The sequence below is a fragment of the Pseudomonas sp. GL-R-26 genome, assembly GCF_019947365.1.
In the GTDB taxonomy this organism is placed as follows: Bacteria; Pseudomonadota; Gammaproteobacteria; order Pseudomonadales; family Pseudomonadaceae; genus Aquipseudomonas.
In genome coordinates this window covers 50,015-67,688 of record NZ_JAGYGI010000025.1, presented here as the reverse complement: position 1 = coordinate 67,688, position 17,674 = coordinate 50,015, and the positions used below count along the sequence as shown (strand labels likewise).

General features: G+C 53.5%; 16 protein-coding genes. 7 read left to right on the top strand and 9 right to left on the bottom strand.

Going from position 1 to position 17,674, the window contains the following annotated elements:
- Positions 1–307 precede the first annotated feature (307 nt).
- The 6 genes from rfbB (at position 308) to KGA96_RS22750 (ending at position 5,834) form a co-directional block, all read left to right on the top strand.
- Entirely contained in the window at positions 308–1,390 is a 1,083-nt protein-coding gene (gene rfbB / locus KGA96_RS22775; RefSeq protein WP_223466006.1) for a dTDP-glucose 4,6-dehydratase, read from the top strand.
- Entirely contained in the window at positions 1,387–2,262 is an 876-nt protein-coding gene (gene rfbA / locus KGA96_RS22770; protein WP_223466008.1) for a glucose-1-phosphate thymidylyltransferase RfbA, read from the top strand. The genes rfbB and rfbA overlap by 4 nt, the downstream gene beginning before the upstream one ends.
- A gap of 46 nt (positions 2,263–2,308) precedes the next feature.
- The gene (gene rfbD, locus KGA96_RS22765) at positions 2,309–3,178 is read left to right on the top strand and encodes a dTDP-4-dehydrorhamnose reductase (protein WP_223466009.1); all 870 of its coding nucleotides are present in this window, start codon (positions 2,309–2,311) and stop codon (positions 3,176–3,178) included.
- A gap of 259 nt (positions 3,179–3,437) precedes the next feature.
- Positions 3,438–4,802 (top strand): ethanolamine permease, encoded by a 1,365-nt coding sequence (gene eat, locus KGA96_RS22760; RefSeq protein WP_223515045.1) that lies wholly within the window; start codon positions 3,438–3,440, stop codon positions 4,800–4,802.
- A gap of 140 nt (positions 4,803–4,942) precedes the next feature.
- A complete protein-coding gene (locus KGA96_RS22755) occupies positions 4,943–5,110 on the top strand; it encodes a DUF2897 family protein (RefSeq protein WP_007985427.1) in 168 nt (55 codons plus the stop codon).
- Between the two features lie 166 nt (positions 5,111–5,276).
- Positions 5,277–5,834, top strand: coding sequence for a TetR/AcrR family transcriptional regulator (locus KGA96_RS22750; RefSeq protein ID WP_046042628.1), 558 nt, complete (start codon positions 5,277–5,279; stop codon positions 5,832–5,834).
- Here KGA96_RS22750 and fabF read toward each other — a convergent pair.
- The 3 genes from fabF to KGA96_RS22735 form a co-directional block, all read right to left on the bottom strand.
- On the bottom strand, positions 5,831–7,105 hold the full coding sequence (fabF, locus tag KGA96_RS22745) for a beta-ketoacyl-ACP synthase II (protein ID WP_046042627.1): 1,275 nt from the start codon (positions 7,103–7,105) through the stop codon (positions 5,831–5,833). The genes KGA96_RS22750 and fabF overlap by 4 nt on opposite strands.
- Positions 7,106–7,136: 31 nt before the next feature.
- Complete coding sequence (locus tag KGA96_RS22740; RefSeq protein ID WP_223515043.1) at positions 7,137–7,931, bottom strand: SDR family NAD(P)-dependent oxidoreductase; 795 nt, start codon at positions 7,929–7,931, stop codon at positions 7,137–7,139.
- Positions 7,932–8,107: 176 nt separating this feature from the next.
- Positions 8,108–8,922, bottom strand: a protein-coding gene (locus KGA96_RS22735; RefSeq protein ID WP_223515040.1) for an IS5 family transposase whose coding sequence is annotated in 2 segments (ribosomal slippage) — positions 8,108–8,617 and positions 8,620–8,922 — 813 coding nt in all. Because the reading frame shifts where the segments join, the coding sequence is not laid out codon by codon here.
- Positions 8,923–9,266: 344 nt separating this feature from the next.
- Here KGA96_RS22735 and KGA96_RS22730 point away from each other — a divergent pair.
- Positions 9,267–10,541: a Wzz/FepE/Etk N-terminal domain-containing protein gene (locus tag KGA96_RS22730; protein WP_223515037.1), complete on the top strand. Its 1,275-nt coding sequence runs from the start codon at positions 9,267–9,269 to the stop codon at positions 10,539–10,541.
- A 91-nt stretch (positions 10,542–10,632) separates the two neighbouring features.
- Here the strand turns inward: KGA96_RS22730 and KGA96_RS22725 are convergent, their stop codons facing one another.
- The 6 genes from KGA96_RS22725 to wecB all read right to left on the bottom strand — a co-directional run bounded on the left by KGA96_RS22725 (position 10,633) and on the right by wecB (position 17,538).
- On the bottom strand, positions 10,633–10,968 hold the full coding sequence (locus KGA96_RS22725) for a ComEA family DNA-binding protein (RefSeq protein WP_046042619.1): 336 nt from the start codon (positions 10,966–10,968) through the stop codon (positions 10,633–10,635).
- A 112-nt stretch (positions 10,969–11,080) separates the two neighbouring features.
- The gene (locus KGA96_RS22720) at positions 11,081–13,075 is read right to left on the bottom strand and encodes a polysaccharide biosynthesis protein (RefSeq protein WP_223515035.1); all 1,995 of its coding nucleotides are present in this window, start codon (positions 13,073–13,075) and stop codon (positions 11,081–11,083) included.
- Between the two features lie 111 nt (positions 13,076–13,186).
- Positions 13,187–14,230, bottom strand: coding sequence for an MraY family glycosyltransferase (locus KGA96_RS22715; RefSeq protein ID WP_046042616.1), 1,044 nt, complete (start codon positions 14,228–14,230; stop codon positions 13,187–13,189).
- Between the two features lie 27 nt (positions 14,231–14,257).
- Positions 14,258–15,190: an NAD-dependent epimerase/dehydratase family protein gene (locus KGA96_RS22710; RefSeq protein WP_223515032.1), complete on the bottom strand. Its 933-nt coding sequence runs from the start codon at positions 15,188–15,190 to the stop codon at positions 14,258–14,260.
- Positions 15,187–16,389 (bottom strand): glycosyltransferase family 4 protein, encoded by a 1,203-nt coding sequence (locus KGA96_RS22705; RefSeq protein ID WP_223515030.1) that lies wholly within the window; start codon positions 16,387–16,389, stop codon positions 15,187–15,189. The genes KGA96_RS22710 and KGA96_RS22705 overlap by 4 nt, the downstream gene beginning before the upstream one ends.
- A gap of 18 nt (positions 16,390–16,407) precedes the next feature.
- Positions 16,408–17,538 carry a non-hydrolyzing UDP-N-acetylglucosamine 2-epimerase gene (gene wecB, locus KGA96_RS22700; protein WP_046042613.1) on the bottom strand — a complete coding sequence of 377 codons (1,131 nt, stop codon included), beginning with the start codon at positions 17,536–17,538 and terminating at the stop codon, positions 16,408–16,410.
- Between the last annotated feature and the right edge of the window lie 136 nt (positions 17,539–17,674).

The following is a 17,674-nucleotide window of genomic DNA, read 5'->3' as shown; positions in this document are numbered from 1 at the left end:
AGTCATTGTCGGAAAGGAGGCTGTAAAGGAACGAGATCGAGGGGGCGCGCCAGGCATAAAGAAAGCGTAAAGAGTGGGTTTACGCCGGGGTTACAGAGTGCGGGGAGGAGCTCCCGGTGCGGAAAAACCGGGAGTGTCGCAGGTAGAACTCTAAATTGTTCGCAAGAGTAGTGAGTGAAGGCGGCAAGTCATGGATAATCCCGCCCGATTGGCGCGACGCAACCGAATGGGGTCAAGAACTCTTGCACCTCCCCGCTCGCGCCTGCAAGCTACCGCTATTCGCATTACTGAAAAAGGCTGGCCCAACGTGCGTATCCTTATTACCGGCGGAGCCGGTTTCATAGGCTCGGCCCTTGTCCGCGAGCTGATTCAACACACTGAGCATGATGTGCTCAACCTGGACAAACTGACGTATGCCGGCAATCTCGAATCGCTGACCAGCATTGCCAACGACACTCGCTATGAGTTCGTTCAGGCCGATATTGTCGATCAGGCGACCGTCAGTGCAGTGCTGGCGCGTTTCCGGCCTCACGCGATCATGCACCTGGCAGCCGAGTCCCACGTCGATCGTTCCATCGACGGGCCATCGGAGTTCATCCAGACCAACATTGTCGGCACCTACAGCCTGCTCGAAGCCACCCGTGCCTATTGGCAAGAACTCCCGGAGCCTGAGAAAAGCGCCTTCCGCTTTCATCACATTTCCACTGACGAAGTTTACGGCGACCTGCACGGTGTCGACGATCTGTTTACGGAAACGACGCCCTACGCGCCGAGCTCGCCCTACTCCGCCAGCAAGGCTGCGTCCGACCACCTGGTCCGCGCCTGGCAGCGAACCTATGGCTTGCCGGTGCTGCTGACCAATTGCTCGAACAATTACGGGCCGTTCCACTTCCCCGAGAAACTGATTCCGCTGGTCATCCTCAATGCCTTGGCCGGCAAGCCGCTGCCGGTGTATGGCAATGGCCTGCAAGTGCGCGACTGGCTGTTCGTCGAAGATCACGCCCGGGCACTGCTCAAAGTGGTGACCACCGGCACCGTCGGCGAGACCTACAACATCGGTGGGCACAACGAACAAAAGAACATCGACGTGGTGCGTGGCATCTGCGCCCTGCTTGAAGAACTGGCACCGCACAAGCCTGAGGGCGTTGCGCATTACGCCGATCTGATCACGTTCGTCCAGGATCGCCCTGGTCATGACCTGCGCTACGCCATCGACGCCAGCAAGATTGAACGCGAACTGGGCTGGGTGCCCGAGGAGACCTTCGAAACCGGCCTGCGCAAAACCGTTCAATGGTATCTGGACAATATGGAATGGTGCCGCCGCGTCCAAGACGGCAGCTATCAGGGCGAACGCCTTGGCGCCATCAATCCCAAGGAGCTGCTCGCATGATGAAAGGCATCGTTTTGGCGGGTGGCTCGGGCACGCGCCTGCACCCGATTACGCTTGGAGTGTCGAAACAGCTGTTGCCGGTGTACGACAAGCCAATGATCTACTATCCGATCTCGGTGCTGATGCTGGCCGGCATCAAGGATATTCTGCTGATCTCCACCCCGCAGGATCTGCCCCAGTATCGCAATCTGCTAGGTGACGGCAGCCAGTTCGGGGTGAATTTCAGCTTCGCCGAGCAACCCTCACCGGACGGTCTGGCCCAGGCTTTTCTGATTGGCGAAGAGTTCATTGGCGATGACCCCGTGTGCCTGATCCTGGGCGACAACATCTTCCATGGCCAGCACTTTGGCGAACAATTGCAGAACGCGGCAAAACGCACTTGCGGTGCCACCGTGTTCGGTTACTGGGTCAAAGACCCCGAGCGCTTCGGCGTGATCGATTTCGACAAAGATGGCCGTGCGCTATCGATCGAAGAGAAACCGAAAAAGCCGAAATCCAGCTATGCCGTTACCGGCCTGTATTTCTACGACAACGATGTGATCGAGATCGCCAAGGCGGTGAAGCCTTCGCCTCGCGGCGAGTTGGAAATCACCGACGTCAACAATGCCTATCTGCAACGTGGCGATCTGCAGGTCGAGCGTTTTGGTCGAGGTTTCGCCTGGCTCGACACCGGCACCCACGATAGCTTGCTCGAAGCCTCTCAGTACGTGCAGACCATCGAACACCGCCAAGGCCTCAAGGTCGCCTGTCTCGAAGAGATCGCCTATGAAAATGCCTGGATCGACCGCGAACAGTTGCTGGAGCGCGCCCGGTACTTTGGCAAAACCGGGTATGGTCAGTACCTGGCCAAACTGGCGGGGGAAGAGCAATGAATCTGTGCGAGCCCGATTCGCCCGGTAACGAGACTGGACTGTTCCCGTGAAAATACTCATCAATGGCCGACACGGTCAGGTTTCACATGAATTACAGCAGCGGCTGGGGGCTGTCGGCGAACTGATCGTATTGGGTCGCGATCAGCTCGATCTCGCGCAACCCGATCAGATTCGCCGTCAGGTGCAAAACGTCCGGCCCAATCTGATCATTAACGCCGCGGCCCATACAGCGGTTGATCTGGCAGAAAGCGAGCCGCAATCAGCCTTTGCCATAAACGCGGTAGCTCCCGGCATCCTTGCAGAAGAAGCGCTGGCTCTCGACATCCCGTTGATACATTACTCCACGGACTATGTATTCGACGGGACGAAAGTCGGACCTTACAACGAGGACGACACGCCAAATCCGCTCGGGGTGTACGGCAAGAGCAAACTGGCCGGCGAACAGGCCATCAGGGACGTGCAAGGTAAGCATCTGATCCTGCGTACCAGTTGGGTCTATTCAACTCATGGCCGCAACTTTCTGCTGACGATGCAGCGTTTGCTGCAAGAGAAACCGGAGTTACGCGTAGTCGCCGATCAAATCGGCGCACCTACATGGGCCGGTACAATCGCCAACAGCACCCTCGCCCTGATTGAACGCTGGCAGGCGAACGACGTTGCCAACTGGGGTACTTATCACCTGAGCGCTCAAGGTGAAACCTCCTGGTTCGGCTTCGCCCAGGCTATCGGCCAAGCATTGCGACAACAGGGCAAGCCCTGCGCCGACCTGTTACCTATCCCGTCCAGCGACTACCCGACACCCGCAGCCCGGCCGCTCAACTCGCGCCTGGATTGCAGTCGCTTGCAGCGCGATTGGGGTGTCAGTCAACCAGACTGGCAAACCGCGTTGTGCGAGTGCCTCACTCAGCAAGCCTGAGCATCAACCGCTGCCCGCACCTGCATTTAAATACCAAACCTGCGTGTTGCAGCAGTGTTGGGGAGCGGGTCTGCGGTCTTGCTCGCGAAAGCCGCATTTGCAACAACTGCGCCCCTGACTGACGCACAAAATTCGCGCATCCAGTGGCGAATATCCCCGATACGACAGCTTTCAGCCCATTACGACGCACAATCGCGAAATGGCACGCCCACTGCACTGGCCTCCCCCGAGCTTTCCAAACCACTCAGGGAGCAAACCCATGAACACACAACTCAAACCCACGCTGGGCACCTTGCACCTGTGGGGCATTGCGGTCGGGCTGGTGATTTCCGGAGAGTATTTCGGCTGGAGCTATGGCTGGGGCGTGGCCGGGACCTTGGGCTTTCTGGTGACCTCGTTCATGGTTGCCACCATGTACACCTGCTTCATCTTCAGTTTCACCGAGCTGACCACCGCCATTCCCCATGCCGGCGGTCCCTTTGCCTACAGTCGTCGCGCCTTTGGCGAGAAAGGCGGATTGATCGCCGGGCTGGCGACACTGATCGAATTCGTCTTCGCCCCACCGGCGATTGCCCTGGCCATCGGCGCCTACCTCAATGTCCAGTTTCCAGCCCTGGACCCGAAACACGCGGCAGTCGGTGCCTACATCGTATTCATGGGCCTCAACATCCTCGGCGTGAAACTGGCAGCCACCTTCGAACTGGTGGTCTGCGTGTTGGCGGTCGCAGAATTGCTGGTGTTCATGGGTGTGGTCGCCCCGGCATTCAGCTTCAGCCATTTCGACCTCAATGGCTGGGCCGGTTCCGATGTATTCGGTGCTCCGGCGATTGCCGGGATGTTCGCGGCGATCCCCTTCGCCATCTGGTTCTTCCTCGCCATCGAAGGCGCTGCCATGGCCGCCGAAGAAGCCAAGGACCCGAAACGCACGATTCCCAAGGCTTACATCAGCGGTATCCTGACCCTGGTGCTGCTGGCGATGGGTGTGATGTTCTTCGCCGGTGGCGTCGGCGACTGGCGCACCCTGTCGAACATCAACGACCCGCTGCCCCAGGCGATGAAAACCGTGGTAGGCGAAAGCTCGGGCTGGCTGCACATGCTGGTGTGGATCGGCCTGTTTGGTCTGGTGGCGAGTTTCCACGGGATCATACTTGGCTATTCGCGGCAGTTCTTCGCCCTCGCCCGGGCCGGTTACCTGCCGGCGTCCCTGGCCAGACTGTCGCGTTTTCAAACTCCGCACCGGGCGATCATCGCCGGCGGTGTCATCGGCACTGCAGCCATCTACAGCGACGGCTTGATCAACCTCGGCGGCATGACGCTGACCGCCGCGATGATCACCATGGCCGTGTTCGGCGCCATCGTGATGTACATCATGAGCATGCTCAGCCTGTTCAAACTGCGTAAAACCGAGCCGAACCTGGAACGCACCTTCCGCGCCCCTTGCTACCCGCTGGTGCCGTTCATTGCACTGATGCTGGCAGTGGTGTGCCTGGTGGCGATGGCCTGGTTCAACACGTTGATCGGCCTGATCTTCCTGGGCTTCATGGCGGCAGGTTTCGTGTACTTCATGCTCACCGCACAACTGCGCGCCGAAGCGCCGGCGGATGCGATGCTGACCGGACATTGAAAGCGTTCGAGTCAACCTTGAACAACAGGCATAGAATGGGGGTGATAGCGATGGAACTGCGATGAAACCCCATCACTCAAAGTGGTATGCACGATCGGTTGGCGAGCCCTCGCCGACCGCCTGCTTTCAAGGAGAGTCCTATGCCCTGGTATGCCTGGTTGATTCTGGTCGTTGCCATCGGCTCGATCGTTGGTGGTCTGATGCTGCTGCGCGACACCGCCAACAAGGTCGAACTGACCGAAGAACAACGCAAGCGCGTCGCCGAACGCAATGCGGAAATGGACGCCAAGGAAGCGCAGGACCGCTGACTGAAAACCCCGCCTTGAACGGCGGGGTTTGTTTTTGCGTGAAATCTCCCGGAATCATGCCGCTTTGCACCCATATCGAAGCATCTGCATGTTTATTAGAAGTAGAAGTACAGTCACCATGCAATTTCCATTGGTTAATATGGCCGCATTGATGCGGAGATATCAGATGCGTTACTCGCAGGACCATAAAGCCCAGACCCACCAACGCATAATCAAGGAAGCTTCAGCGCGATTTCGACGCGACGGTATCGGCGCGACCGGGCTGCAACCCCTGATGAAAGCTCTGGGCTTGACCCACGGTGGCTTTTACTCGCACTTCAAGTCCAAAGACGAACTGGTAGAGAAAGCCTTGCAGGAGGCTGGCGCACAAGTCGACGAGTTGTGCGCGCAAATCTTCGCAGAGGAACAGCCACTCGAAGCCTTCATCGACGCTTACCTGTCCGAATGGCATCAAACCTCACCCCACGAAGGCTGCCCGCTGCTGACTATTTCTTCGGAACTGGGGCTGCGTGGTCAACCGAGTCCGACCAGCGACGTCGTGCTCCAGGCGCGACTCGATCAGATCCAGCACACCCTTGACGGAGAGCACACCGCCGACCGCAGCATCGTCATCATGTCTACGCTGGTCGGAGCCTTGCTGTTATCGCGCAGCGTTGCCGACGCCGAGTTTGCCCAACGGATTCTCGACGTCGCACGCGAACACCTGAAAAACTCTCAGGGCTAACCCTGCCAGCGCTTGAACAATACGCTGGCATTGACCCCGCCAAATCCGAAGCCGTTGGACAACGCGTATTCGATGGTCATCGGCCGCGCGTTGCCATGAACGATATCCACGCCTTCAGTTGCAGGGTCCGGGTTCTCGAAATTGAGCGTTGCCGGCACGATCTGGTCGCGGATCGCCAGCAGCGTAAAGATCGCTTCGAGTCCACCGGCTGCGCCGAGCAAATGTCCGGTCGCCGACTTGGTCGATGTCACAGCGATGCCATTTTGCGCCCCGAACAATGCCTTGATCGCCGCCAGCTCCCCCAGATCCCCCACCGGAGTCGAGGTTGCATGAGCATTCAGATGCTGGATCTGAGCCGGTGAAACACCGGCCTGTGCCAATGCCAGCGACATCGCGCGCCGCGCACCGCTGCCATCCTCGGGGCCGGCGGTCAGGTGATAGGCATCGGCGCTGGTACCGTAGCCGACCAGCTCCGCCAGTGGTTGAGCACCGCGAGCCAGTGCATGGTCCAGAGACTCGATGACCAGCAGTCCGGCCCCTTCCCCCATGACAAAACCGTCGCGGCCGCTGTCGAAAGGTCGCGAAGCACGCTCGGGCGTTTCATTGTAAGCGCTGGACAAGGCGCGAGCTGCCGCAAACCCGGCAAGGCTGACCCGATCGATCGCCGCTTCCGCTCCGCCGCACACCGCGATGTCCGCCTCCCCCGCACGAATCAACCGCGCCGCGTCACCAATCGCCTGAACCCCGGCGGCGCATGCCGTGACCGGCGCGCCCAATGGCCCCTTGAAGCCATGCTGGATCGACACATGGCCTGCCGCAAGGTTGACCAGAAACGACGGGATGGTGAATGGCGACAAACGTCGCGGACCACGGCTGTCGGTGGTGCGCACCGCGTCGGCAATCGCGCCGAAACCACCCACGCCTGAACCGATGATGGTGGCCGTGCGCTCCTGGGCATCGGCATCCAGCGCTTGCCAGCCGGCTTGCTCCAGTGCCTGACGCGCGGCTTCCATGGCGAACAGAATGAAGCGGTCCATCTTCTTCTGTTCCTTGGGCGGCGTTGCCCGGTCCGGATCGAACCCGGCTTCCGGGTCATCAGCCAGCGTTGGTACTGCGCCGCCGACTTTTGCCGGCAGGTCGGCCACCACGTCTTCCGGCAGATTGCGCAACCCGGAGCGCCCGGCCAACAGGCGCTGCCAGACTGTTTCGACGCCGCTCCCCAGAGGGGATACCAGGCCCATGCCCGTGACTACCACTCGACGATCACTCATACCGCACACACCTCTAGCCAGTTGATGGCGCTTACCGATAACGGGCAGCCGCCGTGCTTTTGGAAAGGTTAGGCGCCATCACAAAACGCGCCGCCACGAACGAATCCCAGTCCGCTGCATCGGGCAACGAAGGAATCGTGATCAACTCACCCGAATCCAGGCCCGACAACGCTGCATCGACCATTACACCGGCCTCCATCACCATCTCCGCAGGAATCTGTGAGGCATCGATACCGGAGCGCTCCCAGATTTCAGTACGTGTCACGCCGGGCAGCACCGCCTGGATCTTCACTCCGGTGCCATTCAGTTCGGCGCTCAACGATTGAGTCAAACTCAATACGTAAGCCTTGCTGGCGCTATACGTCGCGTTGAAGCGCTCAGGAAACAAGGCCACCACCGATGCAATATTGATAATCGTGCCGCGCCCGGCCTTGGTAAAACTGGCTGCCGCCGCTGCGGCCAATCGCGTGACAGCGGTGATATTCAACTGAATCATTCGTTCCAGTTGATCAGTATCGGCATTAGCCAATAGCCCGTCCGCCGCCACACCGGCGTTATTGAGCAAAAGGCTGATACTCGAATCGCTGCGTAACCGCTGTTCGATTTGCCGCACGTCTTCCTTTTGAGTGAGATCCGCCTTCAGTACTTCCACCTTGACCCCGTGCTCCGAGCGTAGCTTGCTCGCCGCCATCTCCAGTCGCTGCTCGTCACGAGCCACCAACAACAAATCAAAACCGCGGGCTGCCAACCGCTCAGCGTAAACCGCCCCGATACCGGAGGAAGCGCCGGTGACGAGTGCCGTACCTTGGGACAGGACTGAATTCATGAGTGTGCTCCTGAAGAAATGCGAGGAATGGGATGGCGATTTATTATAGGCATAATTTAAGAAATATATGACACACATAATTTCAGCCTCGGACCAGCGGACAGGTGCCCTGCGATACAGCCTGCTTCTATCCCTAACCAACAATCGAGCGATAATCGATTAACTGCGGATGCACACTAGGCTCTGTACGAAAAGTAATGTCGTAAATACCGCATGGCGCAGGCCAGCGAGACCATCGCCGCATAACTTTTCGCGAGTTTGTCGAAGCGCGTAAGGATGCGGCGGTTTTCTTTCAGCCATCCGAACATACGCTCGATGATGTTGCGCTGCCGGTACTTGGGACGATCAAACAGTCTCGGCAAACCCGGCTTGGGTTTGCGCTTCATGCTGCGCAGAGGAATCACCGGCTGCATCCGATAGCGGTCGCAGTAACGACGCAAAGCTTCGGCGTCATAGCCTTTATCAGCCAACAGCCATCGGCAGCGTTTGCGAGGGCCGCCGCGCAAGCTTGGTATGTACGCCTCATCCAGCAACGGTTGGGCATAAGCGATGTCACTGGCTTGTCCGCCCGACAATAGAAATGTCAGGGGTAAACCGTTGGCATCGCACAGCATGTTAATCTTGGTGGTCAGGCCGCCCCGGCTGCGGCCGAGCGCATGATCTTGCGGTTCTTCAGGCCCCCTTTTTTCCCAGCACCAGAAGAGGCCCGGGTTGCGCGTACTGCCGTGGAGTCAATCATCCAAGTTTCCAGATCAATGAACCCTTGCTCGTTCAGATTGATGTGAAGCCTCTTTAGCATCTGGTCAAACGTTCCGCGATTGCGCCAGTCACGAAAACGTTGATAAACCGTTGACCAAGGGCCGAAACGCTCAGGCATGTCACGCCAAGCAGCACCAGAACAGAGCACCCAAAGGACGCCGTTAAGCATTAAACGGTCATCTGTTCGTGGGCGCCCGCTACGACGAGGTTCATCGAATACATCCGCAACCAAATCCCAGGCTGCGTCGGGGAGTTCATACCGTTAGGCCATCATGGGCTCCCGCCTTTGATGGGCGCGGACTTTACTGAATCTCGACGCCTGTGGAATTCAAATTGGTTTCGACTGATTTCGTACAGAACCAAGGCAACCAACCTGCTGCATTCCGCATGCGTTATCGATTCAGCAAAACGAACCAGAACTGGCTACAAAAATTGACAGTTTCAATTATCAACTGCTTGCCGTGAGAATTTAGATACGGGAGAATGCGAAATATTTCTAAATGTTTTTTCAGACTCATCAGCTAAACCTATTGAGCACCCCTCAACGGCAGCTGACTTTTATAAATTGAGGGTTTCATGAACTTCCCTGCAAAAATAAGCCCCGACATTGAGCATCATGAAATTGATGTTGCAGAATTTATACGCAATCTATGGAAACAAAGAGGGATAATTCTACTCTTTACCGGTCTTTCCACGGCGCTCGCAATTACTTATGCATTAACGGCACAACCCCAATATAAAGTACAAAACTATATCAGGCCGGTCGCCTCAACTGACCTGGACATGTTAAATGGAACCGGTCTTTACACAATCAAACCAGAAGAGTCATTAAGACGTATCGGTTCTTCCATGGAGTCGTATTCCGTACGCTTGAAATTTTTTCAGGCCAACCCGGAATTGCTCGCGCCAATTCAAGTAAATGGTAAATCACTCGAAGAAACGCTTGAGCGTTTCAACACCAATGGCTTTACAGTCGATCAAATCGACCCTAAAAAAACCGCCAATCTTTCGGAAGCCATTCAGTTTGGTGTTGAGTACCCATTGGGAATGGATGGTGTCGCTATTGTTAACAACTTTACCGACTTCGTCGTCAAACGTGAAAAAGAGAAAGTCGAATCGGACTTGAAAACTCTTATTGACAACCGAATTGCACAAACCGAAAGAAAGTTGCTCTCGAGGAAAGCAGCATATGAAGCCGATAAGGACTCAAAGATTGCCGAACTCCTTGAAAAGGATCAGCTAAAAAAAGAGATGCTTCAAGACGAACTCAAGGCTTTGCGTCAGCAGCTTCAAACTCGCCGACAAAATCGCATCAAACAACTGGATGAGGCAATAACAATTGCCAAGAAGCTGGGTATTGTTGCCCCTACTACGCCATCTGCCCTTGGAGACTCCGGGCAAACACGGCAGGGCAACATGATTCGTACAGAAGTAAGCAACCAACAAATCCCACTATATTTTATGGGTCAGTCGGCGCTAGAAGCAGAGCGTGCGACATTGGTCTCGCGAAACTCTGATGATTTTACCGAGCCTCGTATTGATGAGATTCAAAAAGAACTCACCCTCCTTGCCAACAACCGCGAGGTCGCTTTGCTGCGGCAACGCAATAACGAAGAGCTTTTCTTGAAAGGCTTGAGTAAAATCCGCGAAGAATTGGCGCACTTGAAAAACATACATATCGAGTCTGACCAGTTCAACTTGGTTAATATCGACAGAACTGCTTCGCCTCCACCATTTCCTATCAAACCGAAAAAAGCATTGATCGTCGGCGCAGGGCTGATATTCGGATTACTGCTCGGCACCCTGCTTGCTTTCGTTCGGGCAACCTTGCTACCGAAAAAAACCGATTAACAAACACACCGCAGTAGAAACTTTCGAGATTAATCTCTCGCACAAATAAAAAGGCCGATCAATGATCGGCCTTTGTCATTCAATCACACTATTAGTTCACCTCGATCTTCTCGCGATTCCTATCCAGAATCGCTTTCCCGATACCCTTCACTTCCAGTAATTCGTCAACTGAAGCAAACGCACCATTACTTTCACGATAAGCAACAATCGCCTTGGCTTTTGCCTCGCCCACCCCAGCCAACTCACGTTGCAACGTAGGTGCATCAGCACTATTGAGATCGACTTTTCCGGACTGTGCCTTGGCGGCTACATCCTGCACCAGAGGAGCATTCTTCAACTCGGGTGGGTTGACAGGCGCGGCGATTGCCGCAAGAGAGGCGCTTGCAAGAAGGGCGAAAACCAGGGAGTAGAAACTGCTTGTACGCATAAGTGAAGCTCCATGCCATCGTCTGAGAAAGCAGCTTTTCCAAAGCTGCTCTCCAAACTTAGGCGATCTCATGGAACTGTCAAAAATGTGTACGTTACAGGATATGAAACAATCAGGGTTCGAGGCGGCGCTGCTGGAAAATCCAGTCGACGATCTCCCCGTCGGGGGTATAGCCACTCACCGTTTCACGTAAGATTTGACGCACTTGAGTGTAATCATCGCGCTCAACAGCCGACAGTAACTCACTCAGCCTGACTTTAAGGACATCCCAACTGAGATAGTCTTCGTTGGCTGTCATGATCATCGGGTGCGGCGTAGCCGCAACGTTATCCCCAATAAGCAATTCTTCATAAAGCTTCTCACCAGGTCTCAGACCGGTGAACTGAATGGAGATATCGCCATGTTGATTTTTTTCCGAACGTACGCTCAAGCCGGAGAGATGAATCATTTTCTCCGCAAGCTCGACAATTTTTACCGGTTCACCCATATCCAGAACAAAAACATCCCCCCCCTGCCCCATCGAGCCAGCTTGAATCACAAGCTGGGCCGCTTCCGGGATGGTCATAAAGTAACGGGTTATTTTCGGATGAGTAACCGTTAAAGGACCGCCGGACATGATCTGTTTGTGAAACAGCGGAATTACCGAGCCGGAAGACCCTAGTACATTGCCGAATCGCACCATGGTAAACCTGGTTTTATTGACTCGAGAGACATTGGTCTTATCGCCAAACATCACCGGAGCCACCTCGCGGCTCAATGCCTGCAGCGTCAACTCCGCCAACCGCTTCGTACTGCCCATGACGTTCGTAGGACGCACAGCCTTATCCGTAGAGATCAGTACGAAATTCGAAACTCCGGCCTGAAGAGCGGCTTGTGCGGTATTCAACGTACCAACTACATTGTTCCACACCCCTTCGGCAATATTGTGCTCAACCATCGGGACATGTTTATAAGCGGCAGCGTGATACACCGTATCGACATGCCAGGTTTTCATTACATCTAGAAGTTTGTCCTGATTACGCACAGAACCAAGTATTGGTAACAGACGTACAGACAGCGACTCTCGTGATATACGCTGTTCCAACTCCGACAGAATACTGTAAAGATTGAACTCACTGTGTTCGAACAACAAAAGCGTCGTCGGTTGCAGGACCAGGATCTGACGACAAAGCTCGGAGCCGATAGAGCCGCCGGCGCCCGTGACGAGAACCGATTGATCCTTGATGCAATGCTCCAGTAAATCACCCTGTGCTGGCACAGCATCCCGACCGAGCAGGTCCGCGATATCAACCTCTTGAATATCGTCGACCTTGACTCGCCCGCTGGCGAGGTCCATGAACCCCGGTATACTTCGTACGTGCAGTGGGAATCGCTCCAGAAAGCCAAGAATCTCACGGCGGCGAGCACGATTCACTGATGGAACCGCAAGTAGAATTTCCTGCGCCCCGGTAACATCAATCATGCGTTGAATATGCTTGGGCTTATACACCTGCAAGCCAGAGATCACGCGATCAGCGATGCTTTTATCATCATCAATGAATGCAACCGGGCGCATCGCGCGCCCCATCCGAAGTGCTGCAACCAATTGGTTCCCAGCCGCGCCGGCTCCATAAATAGCTACGCGTGGCAGCCCATCGTCACGATTGGTAAACGGCACATGTTGTGCCGCTGCAAACCAGTCACCCAGAAAATACTGGCGCATAGCGAGACGAAGCCCTCCCACCATGATCAGGCTAAGCCACCAGTAGTTAAAAATAATTGACCGCGGGACAACGTTCTGATGATTGCTGTACCAAAACACCACCACCCCGAGAATCAGGGCAGAAAGGCTGACAGCCTTGATAATCGCAATCAGGGCATCGTTACCGAAGTAACGCATCACCGCCCGGTACATTCCGAAGCGGATGAAAAGAGGAATCGCGATGACCGGGGCAGCCAGGAACAACCAAAAATGCTGGGTAAACGGATTGATCATCTCGTCAATACCCAAGCGAACGATGAATGACATCCACAACGCTACCCAGACGAGCGAGCAGTCAGTGATGACTTGCAAGATACGTTTGCGACTACGTGGAAGCCTTAACAAATATGCCCGAAGATTATCCATAAAACCCCTTTCGCACTCCTGAAAGCTTCAAGCGCTGGATACTTAAAATCAGAGATCAATTATTTAACATGACAGCTTTTTTGTAACCTTACCAACCGGGCGAAATTCACCTCAATTCACTTGTTCCAGCTCGCCCGCATGGTACCTGACGGCGAGTAAAACCAAGGGAACGTATGCTATCAGCAGGCCGAGAAGGCCATTTAAGGTCCCTACCCCGACACACAGAGCTATCGGAAGCAGCCAAAACAGGTTGATCATCAAGACACCGACCGTTACCGGTAGATGACGACCGACACTTCTAGAGGCGAACTGATAGGCATGACTGCGATGCGCCTCATAAACTTTATCGCCCCGCATTAAACGCCGCAACAAGGTGAATGTGGCATCGACAATGAATACGCCAAGTAGAATCAACCAGACCCACAATAGTTGTGGTGCGCTAGAGGATGCCTGAAGGGAAAAAATGCCCAGTATGATGCCCAGAAACCCACTACCCGCATCACCCATGAAAATTCGCGCAGGTGGAAAATTCCAGCAAAGAAACCCCAGTACCGCAGCGGCGAGCAGTAAAGGTGCCCAAACCAGAGCATCAAAACCGGTAACCCAATAAATCAGACAAGCACCGATACACGCGGTTACGGCCTCAACCCCGGCGATTCCATCAATTCCATCCATGAAGTTGTAAAGATTAAGCATCCAGACCAGATAGAAAGCGGCAACAACATGACCTAACCAACCGAGGTCGATCGTTAGGCCGAAAGCGTCGACCGGAGCCAGACCACCAAGCCAAAACAATGCCCAGATCGCGCCAGCGAAATGAGCCAATAGACGCCAGCGAGCCGCAATATGACCGTGATCGTCAAGAAATCCAATCACAGCAACCCAGGCCCCAGCACCAATCAATGCCATTGCATTTGACCAGGTTACAAGTCCTGTCGTAGCGAGTAACGGCATGACCAACAGAAAACAAACGACAATGGCAACCCCTCCACCGCGAGGTGTGGGGATCGAGTGTGAACTCCGGCCATTTGGCACATCAATGAGACTGTTCTTCAACGCGTAAATACGCAGTGCCCCGGTCAAACCGAGCGACAAAAGAATTACCGCGGGAAAGGCGAGCCAATAATACTCGGTTGAAAAATGTGCATTTATCATTATAGAAACACCACACACAAAAAAATGTTAGAGCGCTTTGAAACCCCGACCGGACTCTGTCAACGCTTGCTGAGGAGAGACGACAGGGGCCCAACCCAAAGTTGATTGTGCTTTCGAAGAGTCAATTACCAAAGAACAACAAAGCTGTGTATAAATAGCGCGCCGTCTCAATACCGTACTCCCAGCCAACAAGAGAAACTGGGGAACTGCAATAAGCCGAGCTTTTCTATTCATACCACTGGCCAGAAACCTGACTATCTCAGCGGTGGACAGATCCACACCATCAGAAACAAGAAACAAGTTATTGGCAGCTTTGGGATGCGTCACACAGACACGGATAAAGTCAACCAGGTTTTCCAACGCAATCATGCTACGTCGGTTATTGATAGTTGCAAAAGGTAAAGGGAGCCCTAATGAAACTATTTTAAGCAATCGTTTAAAGTTGCCGGGGGCTTGCGCCGCATATACCAAAGGAGGTCTTATAATAACCAGTTCCATGGAAGACCCCCGATTTAAATCCTCGAGTTTCCGTTCAGCAGCCAATTTTGATTCAGCGTAATCCGCGTGAGGTGCCGCCGGAGAAGATTCGTCAAACGCACCTTCCGTTGACGATCCGTTCACACCTATGGAACTGATAAAAATGAACCTTTTGACATTAGACGAAATTGCCTGCTCTGCGAGACGAACCGTGCCATCGACATTCGCCTGTTTGAACCCCTGCACAGCTACTTCTCTTGGCTCACCTAGATTGTGAGCCTTGCCAGCCAAGTGGACTACGACATCAACCCCCGTTAAGAGCTGGCTCCAATCTGCATCGGCGCTTAAGGGAGGGGAAATAACAAATTCATGGTCGGATACAGCGACTCGCGAGCAACAAACGAGTTGATGGCATTCAGACCGAAGAACGCTAACCAAACCTCGCCCGACAAACCCATTGGCGCCAGTAATTAAAACTTTCATACCTTGTTCGGTCCAATGAGATTAGCAACATGTCCATAGAACTTATCCAATGCGAGATGCTCAGCATAATTCTCGCGAAAAACAGCGAGCGAGCAGCCGTTTAGCGCTTCAAGATCAGAATTGCATATTGTTGCTATTACGTCGGCCAAAGCACGCGGATCAGACGGTTTGCACTGCCATCCGACTCCTTTTTCGCGAATAACTCGCGATATCTCGGCATTGTCATCCATTACTGCTAAAAGAGGTTTATCTGCAGCAAGAGAAAAATATGCTTTGCTGGGAACTCCCAGTCCAAGCATTCCTTTCTCCAAGGTAATTAACGCTACATCACAAGCAGCAAGCCCCTGATTTTTGTCCCTCAATGGAACAGCGCCCGCATAGGCAACATTTTTTGTAGGGTTACTTTTTACGAATTCCTTGACCTTGGCGACGAGCGCGCCATCTCCAATAAATATGAACGCAGCCCGATCATCTTCGACAAGAGAAATAGCGTCGAGAATATTCTCAATTCCCTGTACACGCCCAATATTGCCAAAAAACTGGAATACAACTTTTTCCTGCCACCCCAATTCATGTAAAAATGGCGCAGTGTGACGAGGTAAAGGAAAAACCTCTTTCTCATCTGCCCAGTTTGGCACGAATACGACCTTAGCCGTATTCGTGACCTTCAGACTGACTAACTCCTGCATGTCCCGTCCGATAACAATCAGCAACTCTGCAGAATTATAAATACTGGAGAATAAAAGGTTGATAATCGGATAGACACGACTGGTAGACTTTATTATGCCGGCAGGAACTAAGTTTTCCGGAAATACATCATGAACCAGAACCCCCCACTTAAAACGTTTGATCAGCTTCAAGAGGGGAATAACCATCAATAGTAATGCCGGATTAGTCCCAGTCAGCACAACATCATTTTTTTTTACATCCCGGAGAATATGCCAACAGAAACCAGCCACCTGATAAAACTGTCCGAAGAATCTGGAAATCAGCTTGTTTTTGTTAAATTTCAGCGCTGTGAATGCCACTTCTTTAACATCGTGACTCTCAAATAAGCGTGAGGACTTACTTGCGCTTGGATAAATTACTGTTACCCGCCCAAGCTCTACCCCAATCTTATTAACGATTTTCGACCAAAAAAAACCAGTCGAATTTTGCTCTGCATCCACATACTCTGAAACAACAAAAACCTTCGCCATTAATACTTTTCGTCCTGATCAGTACTTTTTCCAAACGACACGCATAACATAGTCGCGGTAGCTGTGAATGATCCTGACCACTTTTTCCGAAACGTTCGGCATGCTGTAGTCTTCCACCAGGCGCAGACTGCGAACCTCACCTCGGCTTTGACCGTCCAGCACCTGCAAGGCCTGCATCACTCGCTCGGACTCAAGGCCAACCATCATCACAGCGGCTTCTTCCATACCCTCTGGACGCTCGTGCGCCTCACGGATATTCAACGCTGGGAAGTTGAGAATAGAGGACTCTTCATTGATCGTACCACTATCGGAAAGTACTGCTTTGGACTCAAGTTGCAGCTTGTTGTAGTCCTTGAAACCGAGCGGTTTTAGCAGACGAACATTCTCGTGAAACTTCACCCCCATGGCATCGACACGCTTCTGTGTCCGCGGGTGGGTGGAGACAATTACCGGATAGTCATAGTGCGCTGCGACTGTGTTGAGTACTTCAACAAGCTTTCCGAAGTTAGTATCAGAATCAATATTTTCTTCACGGTGTGCGCTTACTACAAAAAATTTGCCCTGCTCAAGCCCAAGCCGCTCCAGCACGTCCGAAGAATCGATACCTTCACGATAATAATTAAGCACCTCAAACATCGGGCTACCAGTTTTGATAACCCTGTCTGGTGGCAAGCCTTCACTTAGCAGATAGTCGCGCGCAATGGTGCTGTAAGTTAAATTGATATCAGCGGTGTGATCTACAATACGTCGGTTGATTTCTTCAGGCACACGCATGTCGAAGCAACGGTTACCAGCTTCCATATGGAAAGCCGGAATTTTACGACGTTTGGCGGGAATGACCGCCATGCAGCTATTCGTGTCGCCGAGGACGAGAAGAGCCTCAGGCTGAACCTCAGCCAGCACACGATCAACGGAAATAATGACGTTACCGATGGTCTCTGCGCCTGTTGCGCCAGCAGCGTTCAGAAAGTGGTCGGGTTTACGGATACCGAGATCCTGAAAGAAAATCTCGTTCAGTTCATAGTCATAATTCTGCCCCGTGTGCACTAAAACATGGTCACAGTCCCTGTCCAGGGCGGCCATGACGCGCGACAGACGAATGATTTCCGGGCGAGTACCCACTACGGTAACGATTTTCAATTTTTTCATTTTTAAACGTCACATTTTAATAAGTGATAAAAACGATTAACAATTCTAATCTTCAACCGCCACTAACGCTATCCATTAGCATGCATGAAGCCCAATGAGGGCCATCAATGGACGAGTGGACGCTGCGCCACTTGGC